20 protein-coding genes are annotated in these 21,036 nt (G+C 45.8%); 14 read left to right on the top strand and 6 right to left on the bottom strand.

The annotated features are described in order from the left end of the window. The 3 genes from A8806_RS07475 to A8806_RS07465 all read right to left on the bottom strand — a co-directional run bounded on the left by A8806_RS07475 (position 1) and on the right by A8806_RS07465 (position 3,458). Positions 1 to 1,956: a DUF6449 domain-containing protein gene (locus A8806_RS07475; RefSeq protein WP_146203260.1), complete on the bottom strand. Its 1,956-nt coding sequence runs from the start codon at positions 1,954 to 1,956 to the stop codon at positions 1 to 3. A 16-nt stretch (positions 1,957 to 1,972) separates the two neighbouring features. After that, positions 1,973 to 2,872: an ABC transporter ATP-binding protein gene (locus A8806_RS07470; RefSeq protein WP_109730553.1), complete on the bottom strand. Its 900-nt coding sequence runs from the start codon at positions 2,870 to 2,872 to the stop codon at positions 1,973 to 1,975. A 61-nt stretch (positions 2,873 to 2,933) separates the two neighbouring features. Continuing rightward, positions 2,934 to 3,458, bottom strand: a complete 525-nt coding sequence (locus A8806_RS07465) for a DUF6512 family protein (RefSeq protein WP_109730552.1) — start codon at positions 3,456 to 3,458, stop codon at positions 2,934 to 2,936. A gap of 199 nt (positions 3,459 to 3,657) precedes the next feature. On the opposite strand from A8806_RS07465, the gene A8806_RS07460 reads away from it, so the two are divergent. The 4 genes from A8806_RS07460 to A8806_RS07445 all read left to right on the top strand — a co-directional run bounded on the left by A8806_RS07460 (position 3,658) and on the right by A8806_RS07445 (position 7,092). After that, positions 3,658 to 3,990 carry a hypothetical protein gene (locus A8806_RS07460; RefSeq protein WP_109730551.1) on the top strand — a complete coding sequence of 111 codons (333 nt, stop codon included), beginning with the start codon at positions 3,658 to 3,660 and terminating at the stop codon, positions 3,988 to 3,990. Between the two features lie 191 nt (positions 3,991 to 4,181). Continuing rightward, complete coding sequence (locus A8806_RS07455; protein WP_109730550.1) at positions 4,182 to 4,697, top strand: RNA polymerase sigma factor; 516 nt, start codon at positions 4,182 to 4,184, stop codon at positions 4,695 to 4,697. A 5-nt stretch (positions 4,698 to 4,702) separates the two neighbouring features. Beyond that, positions 4,703 to 6,181 (top strand): DUF4367 domain-containing protein, encoded by a 1,479-nt coding sequence (locus tag A8806_RS07450; RefSeq protein WP_181368621.1) that lies wholly within the window; start codon positions 4,703 to 4,705, stop codon positions 6,179 to 6,181. 206 nt (positions 6,182 to 6,387) lie between these two features. Beyond that, a complete protein-coding gene (locus tag A8806_RS07445) occupies positions 6,388 to 7,092 on the top strand; it encodes an NUDIX domain-containing protein (RefSeq protein ID WP_109730548.1) in 705 nt (234 codons plus the stop codon). 92 nt (positions 7,093 to 7,184) lie between these two features. Here the strand turns inward: A8806_RS07445 and A8806_RS07440 are convergent, their stop codons facing one another. Then, positions 7,185 to 8,651: a sodium-dependent transporter gene (locus tag A8806_RS07440; protein ID WP_109730547.1), complete on the bottom strand. Its 1,467-nt coding sequence runs from the start codon at positions 8,649 to 8,651 to the stop codon at positions 7,185 to 7,187. Between the two features lie 195 nt (positions 8,652 to 8,846). On the opposite strand from A8806_RS07440, the gene A8806_RS07435 reads away from it, so the two are divergent. Both A8806_RS07435 and pdxR read left to right on the top strand, forming a co-directional pair. Then, positions 8,847 to 10,514, top strand: a complete 1,668-nt coding sequence (locus A8806_RS07435; RefSeq protein ID WP_109730546.1) for a glutamine--tRNA ligase/YqeY domain fusion protein — start codon at positions 8,847 to 8,849, stop codon at positions 10,512 to 10,514. A gap of 141 nt (positions 10,515 to 10,655) precedes the next feature. Further along, positions 10,656 to 12,053: a MocR-like pyridoxine biosynthesis transcription factor PdxR gene (pdxR, locus tag A8806_RS07430; protein ID WP_109730545.1), complete on the top strand. Its 1,398-nt coding sequence runs from the start codon at positions 10,656 to 10,658 to the stop codon at positions 12,051 to 12,053. Positions 12,054 to 12,122: 69 nt separating this feature from the next. Here pdxR and A8806_RS07425 read toward each other — a convergent pair whose 3' ends face one another. Beyond that, positions 12,123 to 12,407 carry a hypothetical protein gene (locus tag A8806_RS07425; RefSeq protein ID WP_109730544.1) on the bottom strand — a complete coding sequence of 95 codons (285 nt, stop codon included), beginning with the start codon at positions 12,405 to 12,407 and terminating at the stop codon, positions 12,123 to 12,125. Between the two features lie 179 nt (positions 12,408 to 12,586). Here A8806_RS07425 and cls point away from each other — a divergent pair, with 179 nt between their 5' ends. The 4 genes from cls (at position 12,587) to A8806_RS26120 (ending at position 17,318) form a co-directional block, all read left to right on the top strand. Further along, the gene (gene cls, locus A8806_RS07420) at positions 12,587 to 14,161 is read left to right on the top strand and encodes a cardiolipin synthase (RefSeq protein ID WP_109730543.1); all 1,575 of its coding nucleotides are present in this window, start codon (positions 12,587 to 12,589) and stop codon (positions 14,159 to 14,161) included. 231 nt (positions 14,162 to 14,392) lie between these two features. After that, the gene (locus A8806_RS07415; protein WP_109730542.1) at positions 14,393 to 15,670 is read left to right on the top strand and encodes an adenylosuccinate synthase; all 1,278 of its coding nucleotides are present in this window, start codon (positions 14,393 to 14,395) and stop codon (positions 15,668 to 15,670) included. A gap of 165 nt (positions 15,671 to 15,835) precedes the next feature. Continuing rightward, positions 15,836 to 16,954 (top strand): helix-turn-helix domain-containing protein, encoded by a 1,119-nt coding sequence (locus tag A8806_RS07410; protein WP_109730541.1) that lies wholly within the window; start codon positions 15,836 to 15,838, stop codon positions 16,952 to 16,954. A 199-nt stretch (positions 16,955 to 17,153) separates the two neighbouring features. Beyond that, positions 17,154 to 17,318: a hypothetical protein gene (locus A8806_RS26120; protein ID WP_181368620.1), complete on the top strand. Its 165-nt coding sequence runs from the start codon at positions 17,154 to 17,156 to the stop codon at positions 17,316 to 17,318. A gap of 4 nt (positions 17,319 to 17,322) precedes the next feature. Here A8806_RS26120 and A8806_RS07405 read toward each other — a convergent pair whose 3' ends face one another. Then, positions 17,323 to 17,547: a hypothetical protein gene (locus tag A8806_RS07405; protein WP_109730540.1), complete on the bottom strand. Its 225-nt coding sequence runs from the start codon at positions 17,545 to 17,547 to the stop codon at positions 17,323 to 17,325. 217 nt (positions 17,548 to 17,764) lie between these two features. Between A8806_RS07405 and A8806_RS07400 the strand changes: the two genes are divergently transcribed. The 4 genes from A8806_RS07400 (at position 17,765) to A8806_RS07385 (ending at position 21,027) form a co-directional block, all read left to right on the top strand. Continuing rightward, on the top strand, positions 17,765 to 18,280 hold the full coding sequence (locus A8806_RS07400) for an SEC-C metal-binding domain-containing protein (protein ID WP_109730539.1): 516 nt from the start codon (positions 17,765 to 17,767) through the stop codon (positions 18,278 to 18,280). 66 nt (positions 18,281 to 18,346) lie between these two features. Continuing rightward, the gene (locus tag A8806_RS07395; RefSeq protein ID WP_242995984.1) at positions 18,347 to 19,015 is read left to right on the top strand and encodes a YdcF family protein; all 669 of its coding nucleotides are present in this window, start codon (positions 18,347 to 18,349) and stop codon (positions 19,013 to 19,015) included. 246 nt (positions 19,016 to 19,261) lie between these two features. Then, entirely contained in the window at positions 19,262 to 19,858 is a 597-nt protein-coding gene (locus tag A8806_RS07390) for a DUF2798 domain-containing protein (RefSeq protein ID WP_109730537.1), read from the top strand. 320 nt (positions 19,859 to 20,178) lie between these two features. Beyond that, positions 20,179 to 21,027: an aldo/keto reductase gene (locus A8806_RS07385; RefSeq protein WP_109730536.1), complete on the top strand. Its 849-nt coding sequence runs from the start codon at positions 20,179 to 20,181 to the stop codon at positions 21,025 to 21,027. The last annotated feature ends 9 nt before the right edge of the window (positions 21,028 to 21,036 follow it).

Below are 21,036 nucleotides of genomic sequence, written 5' to 3'. Positions count from 1 at the left end.
CTATTGCTCAAAATCTCCTTTTAATATCATATTACTGTAATTCACGGTTCTGCCTGAACTGTCCTTCCAGCTAATAACAGCCGGATAACTGGTATTTACAGGATTCAAAAGCTGATTTGCCGCATATTCTGCCGGGAGCAGCTGACCGGACAGCTTTTGGATTTCTCCGGCGTCTCCGGTATCAAGTATCAGACTGCGTGAAGCGGTTTTTTTACCGAGAGCACTTGTTTTTTCGCTCTTTTTAAATAACTGGACCCGGGTGAGCGGGTAGTCCCTGACCGTTTTACGGGCCGGGATTCCGGCTGATTCCAGATAGTCAAGTGTGGCCGTAAAACAAGGATAAAGCGGGGCCTCTTCGCCGTAATCGGAGGTTCCATAAACGAGTGAGAGGGTTCCGAGCGGCAAGTCTTTTTTTATATCACTGATTCTTAAACCGGTCAGATCTGAGGTGAGCAGCTTCAGCAGATGTTCGTTTTCCTCCCCGTTCAAATCAAGATGATAGCTTTCTATTCCATTGGACCATACATACTGCCTGATTCCGGGTGATTTATGGCTGATGGCAGAGAAAGCTCCTTTTTTGTAAGCACTGCTTTCGTAAATGGAATGGAAAGCCTCGAGTTCTTCTTCGCCAGAAACCGGATATTTTCGGTAAATCGTCCTGCTGTCCGACATGTGATATGCGACCGCGGCGTAAGTAAGCGGTTCCGGTACATGTGCTGCGGCAGTACGGACATCCTCAAGCCACGACAGAAAGACTTCTTTATCGCTGCCCTTAAGCTGCATGGCCGAAAGCTGTGCGTCTGCCCGGGAGCCTTCAAAATCAGCGCCGTTTTTCCCGGTAAAGGACGGATCATCCAGACCGCGGATAAATACCGCCGCAGACTGCACCTCACTGGCGGAAGGGGTATAATCATCATATCCCCAGAGATCGGAGACGAAACTTCCGGCTATGATCAGGCAGAAGATACTAATCACGGCGAAGTGGAGTTTCCCTGAGAGGATTCCCCGAATATCAAATTGAAAGAGGATTTCCAGAATGCCATTTATCGTAAAGGCACCGAACAGGATCCCGGTCACCAACAGTACGAAAGAGCGGCTGCCCACAGAGCACAGCATGATGTAATAACCGATGATGAGTGCGGCAGGGACGGCGAGTATGAATTTCAGGACAATCTTTGTCTTCTTAAATGCCAGTGCATGGCCGGCGGCTTCTGCCGGCCGTTTCTGAAAGAGCAGGAAGATAAGTACAAAGGTAACGGCAATAATGATCAGAACGGCGGCCATTTCCGGCAGACGGGATGCAAGCAGCCACCCTTCTATATCCTCCTCGCGGCCGGTCCCGGCGAGTGTGCTGTACAACTGGTATGGTGAGGCACAGACGGTCAGGAAGTTCATGAGGTCAGCCCGGTAATAGGTATCAAAAAATGCACTGCTGTATTTTCCGATGACGAGGCCGAAGGCAATTGTCCCGTAGAAGAACAAAAGGATCGTCCCGCCCGCTGCAACGAGCAAATGTCCGGTCAGCAGAATCACTGCAAGTACCAGGTGGAAGATCATCAGAAAGCCAAGGGTATTCAGAAGAATTCCCATCCATGTCACATACAGTGCATCTCCGGAGCGGCTTCCTTCCAGTATGTAACAGACCAGACGCGCAAAGACCATCGGCACGACGGCAATCATTATGGAACTGAAATATCCGGCAAAAAAGAGTCTGCTGCGTTTCACTGGCAGGCTGAAATAAAAGTCGGTTTTTTCTTCCGAAAACAGATAACCGAATCCCTGAAAGGCGCTAAGGACGGCCAATATGATTGTGACAAGAAAGACAGTTCTGCTGCCGGGCCCTAATTTATCATCCCCGATGAACAGGGCTTTTCCCGACTGGGCCAGTGTAAAATCTATAATATAGGTCAGATAAAGATATATGGACAACAGGGCGAGCCAGACACGCCGTTTCATAGTCTCCTTGAAGAGTTTAGGAAAAGAGCAGTTTGATATCATACCCGATCGCCTCCGTTTCATTGATGAATATTTCTTCCAGTGTCAGCGGGAGAAATGCATACCGTTCCGGCTGGAATTGTTCTATGAATGAAGTGATTTCCCCGCGGCTGCCCCTAAGGAGGAGTGTGGTGAGGAAACCTTCCTGTTTGACAGAGACAAGGTCTGCCTGCTCCAGAAGCCGGGAAAGCTGGTCCTCTTTCAGGATACACTGTAGTTTCTGCGTTTTATACTGCATGGAATGAATATCTCTGGACAGCAGGACACCACCTTTGTGCAGGATGCCGATTTGGTCACAGAAATCTTCCAGTTCCTTTAGATTATGTGAGGCAATGACCGGAGTCAGAGGGCGCCGCTTCATTTCTGACTTGATCAGGGCCGTCACAGACTGCCGGATGACAGGGTCGAGACCGTCAAATACTTCGTCACAGAAGATGTAAGGTGTTTCTGCACATATAGAGGCAAAGACGGCAATCTGTTTTTTCATGCCTTTTGAAAACGTGCGTATCTTGCGAAACCTGTCAAAATCAAAATCATCCAGAAGGTCCAGATAGCGCCCGAAGCAAAATGATGGGTAAAGGCCCCTGTAAAAACGCCCCATAGCTTCAGGGGACGCATTGGGGAAAAAATACTGCTTGTCAGATAAATAGAAACAGTTTTCTTTCACACGGGGATTGTCCCAGATATGTATAGCGTCAATCAGGATCGTGCCTCCGTCTGGTTTTAAGATACCTGACAGCATACGGAGCAGAGTGCTCTTCCCGGCACCGTTTGTCCCGAGAAGGCCGAACACCTGACCCTCTGGTATTTCGAGGGAAACGTGGTTCACTGCCGTGATGTCCTGAAAAGTTTTCGTTAAGTCGTTGATTTCTATCATATTCATTCTCCTCTCCGGGTCATTGTAACATAAATTCCCGGAGAGGAAAAGGAGGGCACTGTCAGACAGGGGATACAAACAGGGCGAGATCGGGAGGGTAGTACGTGAAGATCAGAAAACTTACTCCGAGCACGAGTACACAGATAAAATAATAGAATGTGTGTGTTCTGCGTTTATCTGCCAGAACGCACCGGCAGCGTACATACAGCCCGGCCGCTGCACTGATGATAAAGGTGAGGATATCAAGTGGGAGATTATGAGTGCCCAGAATCCCGGTATACGTATAGAAAATGACAGGAATAAGCAGTGTCCCGGCCAGAATACCAGCCAGATCGGCCTTAAGCAGGCGGGGATAGGATTTATAGAGAAAGATATATTCCACAAGAAAAAAGAGAAGCATTGGGAAATACGCAAGCTTCATATGTTCCCATGTGGATTCGCTGACAGGGGCAAACAGGCCGAGGACGAAGTTCCGTCCGGACCATTCATATACAAAGTGCATAAGGCAGCCGGCGGAACTGACAAAAAGTATTCCCGCCAGTGAACAGAGACACAGTTTTTTATGTTTCCGGTAAAAATGTTTCATAACAGCCTCCAGATGGATTGTTTTTCCAGATAGTATATACATAATACACATAATCTATACATAGCATCTTTTGGGCAATCAACGTATAGTCGAATAATGTTGTAATTTGTCGAATTAGAACATGATTCATATGAGATTGTGATACAATTAACTATATCAAAATATGTGGTGCGATACAGGCAGAGCAGAGGAGGGTATTATGAATAGCCTGAAACGGGAGGACCTTGAACCATTAAGAAAGCACCTGAAAGATTTATCAGAATTCATCTGCAGTTCTTATATCGGGGAAGTCCCATATTTTTTCAGATTTATTGAGAATATGTATAATAATCTGGAAATATGTGTCCTGGTTCAATATGAAGGCTGGGAAAGGATAGAATCTCTTTTAATCAGAGACTGGTCTGCTGCAAATCAGACATTGATCGGGATTCCAGATTTTGACATCGCACAGGATGATCCGGAAGTAAAGGAAGTTTTGGTATGCCGCTTCATTGAACTTATTTCTGGTGTGGAGAATTACCTTAAGCGGTGAGAATGGAAAAGAAAAACTGCTCATAAAGGGACAATCTGTCAGACGGTCTGCCAAAAGCAAGGCAGAGCGCCGGGCAGGTTGTTTTTTCATTACTTTGCATAAATTATCATATAAAATGAAACTATTCAGAAGGGTGCACCGTCTAATGATTGTAAGCAGCCGGCATTACAGGAGGGAAGGAGGGATTTATTTTGAAATACCTCGTTAAAAAAGCACAAAAACGTGACGACCAGGCTTTTGTTGAACTGATGGAGCTTCATAAACAAGATATGTATAAGGTGGCCAGAAGTTATCTGCGTTCCCCGGAGGACATTGCAGATGCCATTCAGGATACGATTATCACATGCTATGAAAAAATTGACGGCCTGAAAGAGCCGAAATATTTTAAGACATGGCTGATACGCATACTGATCAATAAGTGTAAGGATATCATAAGGGCCGGGAAACATGAGTCTCTGCTCGAAGCATTTCCGGAGCAGGAGGAGGTATGTATGGCATTTCAAAATTGTGAATTCGAGGAGCTTATGAACCAGCTGGAAGAGAAATACCGGATCATACTGCTTCTATATTATGCGGAGGGATTTAAGATCAGGGAGATTGCCCAGATTCTTGAGTTGGAAGAGAACACAGTAAAAACAAGGCTCGTCAGGGGACGGAAGCAATTTGAGAAAGTCTACAGACTGGAACCAGCGGTTTCAAGGAGGTAATGAGCATGAAAAAAGAATATTCCAAGAAAGAAATAAAAAGAATCTTAACGAGTGAAGCAGAGATCCCCGGGAATGTGAATAGAGGGATCGCAAATGCTTACAGTGAAATCGGGATGGATACAAAAGTTACGATGAGATATGCAAAGAAGCACCGCGTACTGACTGCCGTGGCTGCCGTAGCGGCACTCGTTGCGGGGCTGTCGATTGTGACCGTGGCTGCGAATAAGTTCTTATCGGCAAACCTCGTGGATAAGGAAGAGGATAAGGTCGGATACAACCTTCAGGTGGACAGGGAAAAGGAGGCGCATGAGATAAAAGTCGAAGCTACCTATATGCCGGAAGGGTATGAATTTGCCAAAGACGGACCTTATGCCGGGAAATGGCGTAATGAGGCTACAGACAAGAGTATGCTGGTCGAGGGCTTCAATGCGGCAGATCTGGACCGGATGGAGCGAATAAACGGTAACGCTTTTATGGACTATCCCCGGGATGAGCACATGAAGAATCTGGAAATCAGTGGAATGAAGGCGGATGTATTTGTCAGTGACGGTTTTTATACAGACAGTGATGATACAACGAAAAATATTTATCTGTTTAACGAGGAGTTTGGTTATGGTATCTGGATATCATGCAATGATAACCTGCCCGCCGAAGAGCTGATAAAAGTGGCTGAAGGATTGAAAGTAACGGTGCTGGATTCTGTAGTTCCATATGCAACAGATGAAGAAATTGAGAAAGATAAGGGCGGTTCGCCGGACTGGGAGGCCTACTATCAGGCCGGTGTTTCCAAGGATGCCATTTATGGGATCGGTGATGAAGTAAAGAACCCGCTATATGACCCGGATGATGCAGAGTCGGCAAAGTTTGAAGAAGACATGCGTTTTACTGTTGAAGATGTCCAGATCAAGGATGCCGTTTCACTGGATGAATATCCGGCTGAAAATTATCCTGATTATGACGCGGCTGCCCAGTGGATAAACCCGGACGGAACCCTGAAACCTCATGACAGATACAGACTCAGCAGTGAGGGAAAGATTGATGAGGAGTCTCTGGAACAGAATATATCGTCAAAGTTTGTTGTGGTAAAGATGAAGGCAAAGAACTGCAGCAGGGAAAAGGGAAGGATGAATGAGGAAATGGGGATTCCGATGGCACCGGACCTGACAAATCTGGTTCCGAGAGACGATGGAAATTATTCTTATGCTCCGGATTTTTATTATTCGGCCAATGAGGATTATCATTTACAGTGGGGTTCAGCTAATGGCAGCAGTTTCCCTGTATATTTTGACGGGATGACACATACAGAAGGGATAGAACGGCAGAAATCGGCATATTTCAGGACAGTGGAGCCGGGCGAAGAACTGGAATACACATTGATTTATGTTGTGGATGAGGATCATCTCGACAATTTATACCTCTGGTTCTACTCTGGATCCGGCTCAACAAATGACTCCATTCTACAGCCTTATGTTAAGATTAATTAAGAGGAGGTAAGATCATCTTCTGCATGCTGAAATAAAAAGGTTGGATTTGCTGCTTCAGATGTTGTTTACACAGACTGAAAAATCTTATATAATAGTAAGGGGCGGGAAATCATCCCGTCCCTTTACTATGACAGAACCAAGAGTCAAAGCGATTGCGCAGGCAGGAGCAAAGACTGACATATGGCAGAGATGCAGGAGGTAGGAACATGCCGTCATTTTTGAAAGATATCACACCATTTTACGGAACAGGGGAACGGAATCAGGATGGTCAGAGTCTGGAGGAGTTTCTGGATGGTTATAATCCTTATAGATACAAGACGCCGAGTTGTACGACCGATGCTGCCGTCTTTAGCTGCAGCGGGGAATTGAAGCCTTCTTTAGAGGGATTAAAGGTCCTGCTCGTTAAGCGGAGCAATCACCCGACGATCGGATTCTGGGCTCTGCCGGGAGGATTCATCGATCTGGATGAGAATCTGGACGATACGGCGAGACGGGAACTTCAGGAAGAGACCGGTGTTGAGAATCTGGTTATGGAACAGATCGGTGCATACGGGGATTATGACAGAGATCCGAGGGCGCGTGTCATTACAACAGCTTATATGGCGCTTGTAGATGAGAAGAATGTGCGCGTGAAAGCGGGGGACGATGCGGCTGATGCAGTCTGGTGCAGTGTCTCTATGGATTGTGTGGAAGAATCTGTGGATGAAGATACTATAAGAAGAATCTATAAGCTGCATTTTCTGAATGAGGAAAAGAATTTGGACACCAGCGCGGAGATCCTGCATGTCTGTCACAAGGGACTGATCAGGGAAGAAAAGTTTACGGCCCGAGAGCGGGGGATGATTGCAGGGGACCATGCGGCGATTATTGCGCAGGCCATGACCATATTAAAAGGAAGGCTGAATGACTGATTTTAAAAGAGCAAGGGATTTGATTTCATGATAAAAGGGTATGTACAGTAACGATTTCCGTACATACCCCTTTTTATTTCATAAGCGAAGCTCTATTTTATTTTTTTTCGTCTGGTTTTCGTGACCATCAGAATCATGCCGAGGAACAGGAAGGCTATGACCATCCAGGTGATGAAGATGGCCGGGCCCTGTTTGCTGAACATATCATAGTATCCCTTCAGGTAGATGATTACGACGATCCACGGCAGGACATAGGTCATATAACCACGTACTTTTTCCGGAAATTTCATACCTTTTCCGCTGTTTGCCTCCCTGATAAAATTTTTCCAGCCCCATCCGTTTTTATGGGTACAGAAGAGCAGGTATACGACGGAACCGAGCGGCAGGATATTATTCGATACCAGGAAATCTTCGAGGTCCATAATATTTGTCCCTGTCCCGAGCGGCTGGAATCCAGACCAGACGCTGAACCCGAGTATACATGGAATGCTTAAGACCGTAATCAGGAGTATGTTGATCCCTACTGATTTTTTCCTGCTGAAATGGAACAGATCCATGCCAAAGGAAACAATATTTTCAAATACGCCTACAATAGTAGAGAGCGCGGCAAAGAACAGAAACAGGAAGAACAGGGATCCCCATACCCGGCCGCCCGCCATTTGTGTGAAAATGTTCGGCAGGGTAATGAATACGAGGCCCGGGCCGGCAGCGGGTTCTACATGGAATGCAAAGCATGCGGGGATGACGATCAGCCCGGCCATTAATGCAACAAAGGTGTCCAGAATCACAATGCTTAAGGACTCTCCGGTCAGAGAACGGGATTTGTCCAGATAGCTTCCGAAGATTGCCATGCCGCCCATACCGATACTCAAGGTGAAAAACGCCTGGCTCATGGCACCGAATACAACGTTGCCGATCCCGTTTTCCATCATCTTATGAAAATCCGGCACGAGGTAAAAACGCAGTCCTTCACTGGAACCTGCCAGTGTAACAGAACGGACTGCAAGCACAACCATAATCGCAAGCAGGCAGAGCATGGTTACCTTCATGATCTTCTCCACACCCTTCTGCAGCCCGATGCTGCAGATACCAAACGCAATCAGAACAACGATAACGGTCCACAGCATCAGCGTCCCGGGCGATGCCAGCATATTTTCAAAGCTGGACGATACCTGGTCCGAGGTAACACCGGCAAAGTCCCCCTTTGCCATACGGAAGCAGTAGTAAAGCATCCACCCACCCACCATCGAGTAAAACATCACGAGTATGTAATTACCGGCAATCGCAAACCAGCGCGTAAAGTGCCAGCGCGTTCCCTCCGGTTCAAGGGCATTATAAGAAGTAGCAATGCTTTTCTGGCTGGCGCGGCCGACACTGAACTCACAGACAATGATCGGCATTCCAAGAATTGCAAGGAAAATCAGATATATCAGAATAAAAGCCGCACCGCCGAATTTCCCCGCCATATACGGGAATTTCCAGACGTTCCCCAGTCCGATGGCACATCCGGCAGAAACCAGAATAAACCCAAGGCGGGAACCAAATTTTTCTCTTTTCATACAAAACCTCCCAAGTTATCAGAAAACGGACCGCAAAGAGGTCAGACCCCTTTGAAATTCTTTTTCGCTTTAAACCACAACAGTATATCACAATGTCGTGGAAAAGGAAATGAAAATATTGTTTTCCGGTCCTTGTCGTTGCATACATTTTATGGTAAGATAGTTGGCAGAATGTTAGTACTTGAGGAGGAAACTATGGCAAACGAGACAGTTTCAAAGAATTTTATTGAGCAGGAAATAGACAAAGATCTGGCAGAAGGTGTATATGACCATGTCTGTACAAGGTTCCCGCCGGAGCCGAACGGGTACCTGCATATAGGACATGCCAAGTCCATTCTCTTGAATTATGGACTGGCACAGGAATATAATGGAACATTCCATATGCGTTTTGACGATACGAACCCGACGAAAGAGAAAGTGGAGTTTGTGGAATCAATTAAGGAAGATATTCAGTGGCTTGGGGCCGACTGGAAAGACCATCTGTATTTTGCATCCGATTATTTTGATCAGATGTATGAATATGCGGTGAAGCTTATTAAGAAGGGCAAAGCGTATGTATGCGACCTTTCACCGGAGGAAATCCGTGAATACAGGGGGACGCTGACGGAGCCGGGCAAGGACAGTCCCTACAGGAATCGTTCTGTAGAGGAAAATCTGGAATTATTCCAGAATATGAAGGATGGAAAGTACAAGGACGGGGAAAAGGTCCTGCGCGCGAAGATTGATATGGCGTCTCCGAATATCAACATGAGAGACCCGATCATTTACCGTGTCGCACGTATGTCCCACCATAATACGGGGGATAAATGGTGTGTGTACCCGATGTACGACTTCGCCCACCCTCTGGAGGATGCGATTGAAGGAATTACACATTCCATCTGTACTCTGGAGTTTGAGGACCACAGGCCGCTGTATGACTGGGTAGTCAAAGAGTGTGAATTCGTCCAGCCGCCGAGACAGATTGAATTTTCAAAGCTGTACCTGACAAATGTTGTGACAGGGAAGCGTTATATTAAAAAACTTGTGGAAGACGGCATTGTGGACGGCTGGGATGATCCGCGCCTCGTATCGATTGCGGCCCTGAGGAGAAGGGGGTTCACGCCGGAATCGATCAAGATGTTCATTGACATGTGCGGCGTGTCCAAGAGCCAGAGTTCTGTCGATTATGCAATGCTGGAATACTGCATCCGCGAGGACCTGAAGATGAAGAAGCCGCGTATGATGGCTGTATTGGATCCGATCAAGCTTGTGATTGACAACTATCCGGAAGGAGAAGTTGAGTATCTCGATGTGGCTAATAATCTGGAGAATGAAGAACTTGGCAGCAGGAAGGTCCCATTCTGCAGGGAACTTTATATCGAAAGAGAAGACTTCATGGAAGAACCGCCGAAGAAGTATTTCCGTCTGTTCCCGGGCAATGAAGTCCGTCTGATGCATGCATACTTTGTAAAATGTGAAAGCTTTGTAAAGGATGAGGATGGGAATGTTACTGAGATACACTGTACCTACGATCCGGAGACAAAGTGCGGAAGCGGATTTACAGGAAGAAAAGTAAAGGGGACGATCCACTGGGTACCGGCTCCTTATGCGGTAAAAGCGGAAGTCAGACTTTACGAGAACCTCGTGGATGAAGAGAAGGGGGTTTATAATAAGGAAGACGGTTCCCTGAACCTGAACCCGGATTCTCTTAAGATTTTGAAAGACTGTTATGTGGAGCCGAGTTTCGGTGATGCGAAGGCCTATGACAGTTTCCAGTTTGTCAGAAACGGTTATTTCTGTATTGACGCAAAAGATTCCGCACCGGACGCGCTTGTGTTCAACCGGATTGTTTCGCTTAAGAGTTCGTTCAGATTACCGAAATAAGGAAGCAAAAGTAAACAAGTATCGGGGCATTTCTCTCTGTTGGCAGCCTGCCGGACAGAGATGCTGCCCGGACAAAGAAAAGGGCAGGTCTTGAACAGAAAGAAGACCTGTCTTTTATCGTGAAACGGAGTGCCTGTCAGGATGAATGAGTTGACGATAAATCTCCAGCCCAAGTCGGAGATCCCTTTGTATGAACAGATTTATAACTATATTAAGAAAGACATCCAGTGTGGCCGGATTTTAAGTGGTGAGAAACTGCCTTCTACGCGGTCACTCAGCAAATATCTGGAGGTGAGCCGCAGTACAGTGGAGCTTGCTTACGAGCAGCTTCTGTCGGAAGGCTATGTAGAGGCGGAGCCCTGCAGGGGATACTTTGCATCCCAGATTGAGGAATTGTACCAGCTTAAGCCGGCATCCGGGGAAATCGCTGCCGAGCCTCAAAAGGAGAAACGGGTGTATCCCTATGATTTTACGCCAAATGGGGTGGATCTGAAGAGTTTCCCATACAATGCATGGAGAAAATTATCGAGGGAGTGTCTGTTAGACGACAGGGCAGAGATGTTCCGACTCGGTGAACCACAGGGGGAATATGGTCTGAGAAGTGCGATATGCGGATATCTCCATCAGGCAAGAGGTGTAAACTGCCGTCCGGAACAGATTATAGTGGGAGCCGGGAATGATTATCTGCTGATGCTCTTAACGACCGTGATCGGGCAGGAACACAAGGTGGCCCTTGAGAACCCAACCTATAAGCAGGCATACAGGCTGTTTAAAAATCTGTCTTATGAAGTCTGCACTGTGGACATGGATGAGAAAGGGATGGAGATCGCGAAGCTCACGGCGTCGCAGGCAGACATCGCATTTGTCATGCCGTCCCACCAGTATCCGCTGGGGATCGTCATGCCGATCAAACGGAGGATGTCGCTGCTGAAATGGGCAAATGAGCAGGAAGGGCGCTATATTATCGAGGATGATTACGACAGCGAATTCCGGTATAAAGGCAAACCGATTCCTGCACTCCAGGGCTATGACAATCATGATAAAGTGATTTATATGGGAACCTTTTCGAAATCGATTGCCCCTGCGATCCGTATGAGCTACATGGTTCTTCCCGGGCCCCTGCTGGAGCTGTACTGGGAGCGGAGCAGTTTCTTAAGCTCCACGGTGTCGAAGGTGGACCAGATGATTCTGGAGAAGTTTATCGAAGACGGCTATTATGAGAGGCATCTGAATAAAACAAGGGCACTGTATAAGAACCGCCACGACACCCTGCTCGGGAGCCTTAAGAATCTGCAGGACCGCTGTGAAATTTCAGGGGAAAACGCGGGCGTGCACCTTCTGCTCCATTTCAGGAACACAATGAAGGAGACAGAACTGATGGAGCGGGCGGCTGCGAGGGGAGTGAAGGTCTATGGACTCTCTGAATATTTTATCGGGCCGCATAAAAATGATCAGGCTACGATTCTTTTGGGATATGCCAATATGAATGAGGAAAAGATTCAGGAGGCGGTCAGGATACTGGACGAGGTCTGGCGTTAATACCGCGGTGGCAGAGGAAAAGAAAAACAGGATTGAGGAAAAACCTCAACCCTGTGATGATTACATAAACTATTCTTTTTCTTCAGCCGGAGCTTCAGCGGCTTCTTCCTTACCGGCAGGTTCCTCTGCTTTCGTATCGGAAGCGGCATCTGCCGTCCGTTTGAGCGGGACATATTCCCTATCTGCAACAGGCTGTAGATCACTGTCTAAGTCAAAATCTTCTTCTTCTGTAGAGTCCTGGGTGTCTTCACAACAACTGTCATTGCATCTGCCTTTACAGAAATATGCTATAATGAGGCCGATTGCAGAACCGATAGCTGCAAGACTTATGAACCATTTAAAAAACTTTTTCAATGAATAAGTCTCCTTTCTATGGGATAAATAACTGTAATTCTTTTCTATTGTAATACTTTTTGTTCATAATTACAATATTGGAAATTAAAATAAAGGTAACTGGTTGAAATGTAATAAGAGATAACATATCTGGACCAACGGAAATTTAACATCTGATAAAGGAGCGTGCACAAAGATATATGAATAATAAAACGGCAAATAAAGCAAAAAAACAGGCGAAGAAAGGCATTTTAAGTGTTGTATTCAGCCGGACTGCATTGATTTTTCTTCTGATACTGGTGCAGCTTTTGATGATGGTAGGAATCGCGACATTTCTGAGAGATTATATCATATACGTTTATAGTGCAATCAATATACTGGGGGCCGTAATCGTTATTTATATTATCAACCAGAGGGGAAATCCGGCGTTTAATATGACCTGGGTGCTGCTGATCCTGATATTTCCGGTATTTGGATGCCTGTTCTACATTTATGTCAAGTCACAGCTTGGTACAAGGTATATCGGCAAACGGCTGGCGAAGTTAAAGCTTGATACATATCCATATATGGAACAAAAGCAGGAGATCATCGACGACCTGAGGCTGAGTAAGCCGGCAAATGCCAATCTGGCACACTACATGAAGCACCAGCTCTGTTTCCCTACCTACAGAAATACAAAAGCAACTTTTTTTACCTGCGGAGAAGAAAAGTTCCCGGTGCTGCTTGATCAGCTTGAGAAGGCGGAAAAATTCATCTTTATGGAATATTTTATTGTAGGGGAAGGGTACATGTGGGATACGATTCTGGATGTACTGAAAAGAAAGGTGAAGGAGGGGGTGGAAGTTCGTTTCATGTATGACGGAATGTGCAGTATTTCCCTGCTTCCCTACAATTATCCGAAGACTATCCGCAAATATGGCATACAGTGTAAAATGTTCAGCCCGATCCGGCCAGTTTTATCCACAACACAGAACAACAGGGACCACAGGAAAATATGCGTTATAGACGGAAGGGTTGGTTTTACGGGCGGAATCAATCTGGCAGATGAATATATCAATAAAAAGGTCCGTTTCGGCTACTGGAAGGATACTGCAATCATGCTGGAGGGTGATGCGGTGCAGAGTTTGACGATGCTGTTTCTTCAGATGTGGAATGCGACGGAGCTGAAATACGGGGAGGAATATAAAAAATACCTGACCCCGATGTCACAGGAGCTTCACAGGGAACTTGGCTTCATGATCCCTTACGGCGACAGTCCATATGATAACGAGGACGTCGGGGAAGAGGTCTATTTCCATATACTCAATCACGCGAAGAAGTATGTACATATCATGACACCGTACCTGATTCTGGACAATGAGATGATGGATACACTGACGAGAGCCGCCAAAAGCGGGATCGAGGTGGCAGTCATTATGCCGCATATCCCTGATAAATGGTATGCATTTGCCGTGGCAAAAACATTTTACCGGGAGCTGATAGAGGCAGGAGTACAGATATATGAGTTCACACCTGGCTTCGTCCATGCCAAAATATTTGTGTCGGATGATGACACAGCAACGGTAGGAACCATCAATCTGGATTACCGCAGTCTGTACCTGCATTTTGAATGTGGTGTATTCATCTATAACAACCCGGTCGTCAGAGACATTGAGGCCGATTTTCAGAAAACACTGAAGCAGTGCCAGCGGATCACGATCACAGATTTGAATAAGATAAGCCTGTTTATGATGATCTGCGGACGGGTATTACGGCTGATTGCCCCACTAATGTAACTGGAAGTGCACTTTTTCAGAGGGGTCTGACCCCTTTGAAGTTGCTTGTTGAAGAAATAACAATCTTGTTTGGCAAAAAATCGGAAATAACGTTTTACATAATGAAAAAAGTATAGTATAATTCATAGGGCGGTTTGTTCAGCAGGAACAAGACCGCCGGAGTATTTCTGGTTCTCTCACGGATCAGGATGCGGATTGAAATAAGCGATAATGTACGCAGGAGGGTTTGAAATGGTAAAAGCAGTAGTAGGTGCTAACTGGGGCGATGAAGGAAAAGGCAAGATCACAGATATGCTTGGAAAAGAAGCCGACATCATTGTCCGTTTTCAGGGGGGAGCGAATGCAGGCCATACGATCATCAATGATTATGGAAAGTTTGCGCTGCATACACTGCCGTCTGGTGTATTTTATGACCATACAACCAGCATTATAGGTAATGGAGTGGCACTCGATATCCCTGTTCTGTTTAAGGAAATCCAGTCTATCGTTGACCAGGGGGTTCCGGCTCCTAAGATTCTGGTTTCTGACAGGGCGCAGATCGTGATGTCATACCATAAAAATTTTGACGCATATGAGGAAGAACGTCTGGCAGGCAAGTCTTTTGGCTCCACAAAGTCAGGTATTGCACCGTTCTATTCTGATAAATATGCGAAAATCGGTTTTCAGGTAAGCGAACTGTTTGATGATGATCTGCTGAAAGAAAAAGTTGTTCGTGTGGCAGAACAGAAAAATGTTCTGTTGGAGCATTTATACCACAAACCACTGATTAATCCTGACGATTTATATAAAGAATTACTGGAATATAAAGAGATGATCGCGCCATATGTATGTGATGTTTCTCTGTATCTTTACAATGCTTTAAAGGAAGGGAAGAATATCCTTCTGGAGGGACAGCTTGGTTCTCTGAAAGATCCTGACCACGGTATCTACCCGATGGTTACCTCTTCCTCTACCCTTGCAGCTTACGGCGCTATCGGAGCAGGAATCCCGCCGTATGAGATTAAGCAGATTATCACTGTATGTAAGGCTTATTCCAGCGCGGTAGGTGCTGGTGCCTTTGTCAGCGAAATCTTTGGCGACGAGGCTGACGAATTGAGACGGCGCGGTGGAGACGGTGGAGAATTCGGGGCGACAACGGGACGTCCGAGACGTATGGGATGGTTTGACTGCGTGGCTTCTAAATATGGCTGCAGAATGCAGGGGACGACTGACGTAGCATTCACAGTACTGGACGTACTGGGGTATCTGGAAGAGATTCCGGTATGCGTCGGATACGAAATTAACGGTGAAGTTACAACAGACTTCCCTGTGACACATCTTCTCGAAAAAGCAAAACCGGTACTCAAGACACTTCCGGGATGGAACTGCGATATCCGCGGGATTAAGAAGTATGAAGACCTTCCGGAGAACTGCAGGAAGTACATCGAGTTTGTTGAGCAGGAGATCGGATATCCGATCACATTGATCAGCAATGGACCGGGACGTGACGATATTATCTATCGTAAATAACCACAATTGTTAATAGTTTGAATTTATAATGAAAAACAGAACGCTGGGTGTGAAATGCACCGGTGTTCTGTTTTTTTGCCTTTTTTGTGGTAATTACATGAAAACTATTGACCTTGAAGCAGGTTCAGGGATTACAATAAAGCCAGAAAGAGAGGAGGATGGCTTATGAAGATCAAAGATGTTGAGAGGGCTGTCGGGATCACAAGTGCCAATATCAGATTTTATGAAAAAGAAGGCCTGATCGCCCCGCGGAGAAATAATGATAATAACTACAGGGAGTACACAAAAGAAGATGTGGAGCGGCTGCAGCAGATAAAGTTTCTACGTGTATTGGGCGTTTCCGTTCAAGATTTGAGGCTGCTCTTCCAAGGAGAGTATGAGCTGGATGAAATCATTCAAAAACGGCAGGAGGAAATGGAAAAAGAAGCAGAACATCTCCATGAACTTCAGGAGGTCTGCAATACAATATTGAGAACGGGTGTAGATCTGGATCATCTGAATTTCTCTATTCTGGATGAAAAGAGTGCTGGTATAAGAGACCGGCTGGAGCAGGTATTGTATGAAGATGCGGCGGAAGTGGAAATCACAAAGCAGGAGTATTATCGTTATATATGGAAATGGCTGGCAGCGGCCCTGCTGCTGGATGCAGTACTTTGTTATCTTTTCTCGGGAGTGATGGAAAAGATCCTATTAATGGGAAGCGCTGAGGTCCATCTGGGTCCGTCCATGACATATCTGGCGAGAGACTTTTGGATTGTTCCGGTTCTGATACTGCTCGCCGTGTTCACGGCACTGTCTACAATCTGGACGGCTAAAATGTGGGCACTGTATATGAATTTTATATTAGCGGCGCTGGAACTGCCTTTGTTTGTATTTACGCTGAAATGGATTGTCGATAAAGATTTGAGCGGTATTCGCTTCAAAAGTGCAGGATTATTTGCAGCAGCGGCCCTTTTTGTGGTCATCTTCGGACTGTGTCTGGACAGGTTTGAAAAAATGGACAGAAACTGCGGGTACGGTGCATTGGGAGCACTGGTCTATTCAGGGGGAATCGGCCTGTTGTACTACTTCAACGTGAAAGACTGGGTGTACTGGAGCGTGCTCCTGCTGGCCTTTCTGATGTATATTTCCGTAACGACCGTGATGGGGAGCAGGGATAGGATTTCGTATACGAAGTTTGCGGGAATCGTTACGGCAATTAATACTGTTAACTTTGTCGCAGTGATGATTGCGGCCTATGGAAACACAAAAAGCTGGCGCAGGGACGGAAAAGTATTCCGATAGGAAAAATAAGAAATTAATAATATTTGATAATAGAAACTTTAGATTTCTTCCATAACTCTGACACAATTGAAAGGTACAATGAATTCATGCTGACGGGGATGAAAAAATGATTGCCAAATATCGTTTTTTTCAGCATATTTCAGGGTGAGTATTCATATAATAGTAAAGCTGAGGCTTATTAAGAAAAGGAGGTATTTTCATGCGTCAGAACAACAATGGAAGAACTCAAGAGATCATTTCGATGGAAGAATACCTGGTAAGAAGACAGGAAAAGAGAAGGGCTGAGATTGCCAGCGAACCAGCAGGCAAAAGCAGAGCAGCAGATATGAACGCCGCTCTGGAACTTGCACAGATGTACGTATAAGAGGTTACTGATCCTCATCTGGGTCATCCGGTCTTTTCTTTTGAGACAGACGATAAACTAAATTATAAGCATACAACAGAACGGGCAGTAAAATGGTAGCTGCGATGGAAGCCTTAAGCAGATCCATAGATGCAGAATGGTCAACAAAAGCGAAAATCAACGTACTGCCGTATAAACATATGAGAAGAACTGCGCCAATCAGGGCAAAAATGCGTTTAGATTTTTTCATAATAAATCCTTTCTATCCAATACATAATGTAAAGATAGATTTATTATAACTAAAAAGAGCGTGTATTTCAAACAGGAATTGAGGGAATGTACGCGAATGTGGTGAACTTTAATGTATTCCCGCTTCGCAGACTTCCCTCAAATTCATGTTTACTATCAGGAAATTTTGTTATATAATGGGAGCACGAGCGAAATTAAGATAAAAGGAGTTATATACAATGAGTGAGAAATGTTTATTAGATCAGTGGCGTGATATGGCCTACAACAAGGAACTTTCAAAGGACCAGCTGGAGCAGTTCTGGGGAACATATTTCAATATTGAAAAGGGAATTTACGAGCAGCTTCTGGATGCTCCTGATGTAGAAGTAAAAGGAACTGTAGAAGAACTGGCTAAGAAATACGGACAGGAAGTCCTGACTATGGCAGGATTTCTGGATGGAATCAATGACAGCCTGAAGGTTCCGAACCCGATTGAGACGATGGATGCGTCTACGGAAGTAAGTCTTGCATTTGACAAGGAAAAGCTGTACAAGAACATGGTTGATGCAAAAGCGGACTGGCTGTATGAACTGCCACAGTGGGACAATCTGTTTGACGAAGAAACGAAGAAACGCCTTTACCGTGAGCAGAAGCAGTCCGGTACGATCCGTAAGGAGAAGAAGATTGGAAGAAATGATCCATGCCCGTGCGGAAGCGGCAAGAAGTATAAAAAGTGCTGCGGGAAAAACGCATAACAGCTGATGAAGTTATATTTTTTCCTGACAGGATGTTTTTGTCTGATATATTACTTGATCCTATGTTTGTACTCGAGAAAATGGAATTCAACATTCACTGTTTTCTGGCCGCTTCTCGGAGCGGTGCACCTGATTCTTGGTTTTCTGCCTCTGGCGGGAGAAATCAGGAGGGGACTGGCCGTTTTACTAATACTGATATGGGCCGTGTTTCTGTTCGTTGAGGCGCAGATTATAAGGGTTATGTTTAAAAATCTCCAGGACTCTGTCCCGTATATCATTGTACTCGGGGCACAGGTGCGGGGAAGGCGGATTACGGATTCGCTGAAACGCAGACTAGATGCGGCCCTGATTTATCTGGAACAAAATCCGGAGACTAAGGTGATTGTGTCCGGCGGACAGGGGAAGGGCGAAGACATATCCGAGGCGGAAGCGATGGCCGGGTATCTGCAGTTACACGGGATTCGTGAGGAACGGATTATACACGAGGATACATCTACATCGACGTGGGAAAACATGAAGAACAGCAGCCGCATCATCGGGGACTTAGACTTAGGGACTGCAGTTGTGACGAATAATTTCCACCTATACAGGGCACTTCAGCTCGGGAAAAAGGTGGGATTTCAGAATCTATACGGGATCGCGGCAAGCTCCAGCCCGGTCTTCCAGATCAACTATCTTGTGAGGGAATTCTTTGGAGTCGTTAAAATATGGCTTTTAAAAGCAGCCGGGCGGTAGCATTCCTTCATCGCGGAAAGTGGTTGACAAATTTTGAGAAACTGTTAAAATATTAATGCAAACAGGAAATCGGTGTAATCTTCCGGCCGGACCGGAAACTGGTAACTATAGAAATAAGTCTGTAAGGCGTAGTCTATGAGCAACCCTCAAAGATTACCGCCTTTTTCTTTTTATTAAAAAAAATACTCCGCAGGCATGTCCGTCTGGCTCATTGCCCGCGGGAATAAAAAAAGGAGGACTTATTTTATGCCAAAAACAAGATTACAGGGAATTTTATTTGGAGTGTTGATGTCCATTACAATGGCATATGGTATGGAAGTATACAATATAGCTGTAAAGATGGGCTACCATACCATGCCTGGCGGGTTCAGCAATATGACAAACAGGGTATTTCTGGATGCACTGGTCGAGGCCGCATATATGTGGATTTTTGTATTCATTTTTTCAAACCTGTGGGGGAACCGGCTCGGACACAAACTTGCCGAACGGGTCATCCGCCACGGGCAGGATAATCCGTTCTATATCACGCTCATGATTTCGGGCTGTACCGTGCTGGTGATGTGCCCGACGATGAGTCTGGTTGCCGCAATTCTGTTTAATGTCATACTGGCACACGCACCAGTCAGCCAGCTTCCGGCCATATGGGCCGGGACCGTGATTAAAAACTTTCCGATGGCGCTGCTCTGGAACCTGTTCGCAGCAGGCCCTCTTACACGGCTGATCTTTAGGAATCTCATAAAGGCGGGCCGTATAGTGAGGGAAAGAAGAACACCGGGACTCGATTACGAAAATCTGGTTGACAAAAATAACCGTGATGTTATAATGGACCTAGATTCGAAATAGTAATAAATGAATGCGATGACGAGACGAGTAGAATGTGAAAGGATACAGAGAGGGAAAGCCCCGGCTGGAAGCTTCCTATCGTGGAAACATTTGAAAACTACCTCCGAGCGGCTGAAAACAGTCCGGTGATTCCGTTACCATCAACTATGAAGTGGTTCTGGCACATATCTGCCAGCTCAATTAGGGTGGAACCGCGAGGCTTTTGATGACTCGTCCCTTTCTGTATTTTTTACAGGGAGGGACTCTTTTTTATTTCATAGGCGAAACTTTATTTTTATTTCTTATTATAAAAATGAGCTTATCTTGAAAGGAGTGGGAATTTGAAAAGTATTTATGATAGTTTTGAATTGAATAATCGTGTAAAAATCCCCTGTGTCGCATTCGGCACCTATAAAGCGGCAGAAGGGAAGACTGCCGGGGTGATCGGTACCGCGATAGAGGCAGGATACCGATATTTTGATACGGCGTCTTTCTATGGAACGGAAGCATATCTGAAAGAGGCGATGGAAAACAGCGGAATTCCAAGGGACGAATTCTTTATTGCATCTAAGGTATGGAAGGATGAGATGGGGTATGAGAACACGAAGAAGGCGTTTCATGCCACACTGGACAGGCTGGGAACGGATTATCTGGATCTTTACCTGATCCACTGGCCGCTGCCCGAGCCGGGATACACAGATTGGAAGGCACTGGATCTGGATACATGGAAGGCAATGGAGGAACTGTATAAGGAAGGGCTGATCCGTGCAATCGGGGTGAGTAATTTCCTGCCGCACCATATTGAGAATATCTGGCAGAACTGTGAGATATACCCGGCAGTGGACCAGATCGAATTCCATCCCGGATATTCACAGGAGGCTGTCCTTTCTTATTGTCAGGATAAGGGGATTCAGGTTCAGGCATGGAGCCCTCTGGGCAGGGCGCGCTTATCGGAAGAATCCCTTATCCTTGAGCTGGCAGAAAAATACGGGGTTTCTGCTGCCCAGCTCTGTCTCAGGTATGCACTCCAGAGGAATGTCATACCGCTTCCGAAGTCTTCCTCGATAGAGCGGATGAAACAGAATCAGGATATATTTGATTTCGAAATTACTATGGAAGACATGTACAGGCTGGCAACAATGCCACAGACAGGATGGTCAGGAGAACATCCGGACAGGGAAAGAGTATAAAAAATAAAA

The organism is Faecalicatena orotica (assembly GCF_003149245.1).
Taxonomy (GTDB): domain Bacteria; phylum Bacillota; class Clostridia; order Lachnospirales; family Lachnospiraceae; genus Faecalicatena_A; species Faecalicatena_A orotica.
This window is presented reverse-complemented; position numbering and strand designations above follow the sequence as displayed.

What these genes read in the sequence shown, in the direction of transcription:
- cls (WP_109730543.1), top strand. Translation starts at nt 12,587, where the DNA reads ATGAATAATAAAACGGCAAATAAAGCAAAAAAACAGGCGAAGAAAGGC.
- A8806_RS07435 (WP_109730546.1), top strand. Translation starts at nt 8,847, where the DNA reads ATGGCAAACGAGACAGTTTCAAAGAATTTTATTGAGCAGGAAATAGAC.
- A8806_RS07400 (WP_109730539.1), top strand. Translation starts at nt 17,765, where the DNA reads ATGAGTGAGAAATGTTTATTAGATCAGTGGCGTGATATGGCCTACAAC.
- A8806_RS07465 (WP_109730552.1), bottom strand. Translation starts at nt 3,458, where the DNA reads ATGAAACATTTTTACCGGAAACATAAAAAACTGTGTCTCTGTTCACTG.
- A8806_RS07440 (WP_109730547.1), bottom strand. Translation starts at nt 8,651, where the DNA reads ATGAAAAGAGAAAAATTTGGTTCCCGCCTTGGGTTTATTCTGGTTTCT.
- A8806_RS07405 (WP_109730540.1), bottom strand. Translation starts at nt 17,547, where the DNA reads ATGAAAAAATCTAAACGCATTTTTGCCCTGATTGGCGCAGTTCTTCTC.
- A8806_RS07410 (WP_109730541.1), top strand. Translation starts at nt 15,836, where the DNA reads ATGAAGATCAAAGATGTTGAGAGGGCTGTCGGGATCACAAGTGCCAAT.
- A8806_RS26120 (WP_181368620.1), top strand. Translation starts at nt 17,154, where the DNA reads ATGCGTCAGAACAACAATGGAAGAACTCAAGAGATCATTTCGATGGAA.
- A8806_RS07450 (WP_181368621.1), top strand. Translation starts at nt 4,703, where the DNA reads ATGAAAAAAGAATATTCCAAGAAAGAAATAAAAAGAATCTTAACGAGT.
- A8806_RS07470 (WP_109730553.1), bottom strand. Translation starts at nt 2,872, where the DNA reads ATGATAGAAATCAACGACTTAACGAAAACTTTTCAGGACATCACGGCA.
- A8806_RS07390 (WP_109730537.1), top strand. Translation starts at nt 19,262, where the DNA reads ATGCCAAAAACAAGATTACAGGGAATTTTATTTGGAGTGTTGATGTCC.
- pdxR (WP_109730545.1), top strand. Translation starts at nt 10,656, where the DNA reads ATGAATGAGTTGACGATAAATCTCCAGCCCAAGTCGGAGATCCCTTTG.
- A8806_RS07445 (WP_109730548.1), top strand. Translation starts at nt 6,388, where the DNA reads ATGCCGTCATTTTTGAAAGATATCACACCATTTTACGGAACAGGGGAA.
- A8806_RS07415 (WP_109730542.1), top strand. Translation starts at nt 14,393, where the DNA reads ATGGTAAAAGCAGTAGTAGGTGCTAACTGGGGCGATGAAGGAAAAGGC.
- A8806_RS07460 (WP_109730551.1), top strand. Translation starts at nt 3,658, where the DNA reads ATGAATAGCCTGAAACGGGAGGACCTTGAACCATTAAGAAAGCACCTG.
- A8806_RS07475 (WP_146203260.1), bottom strand. Translation starts at nt 1,956, where the DNA reads ATGAAACGGCGTGTCTGGCTCGCCCTGTTGTCCATATATCTTTATCTG.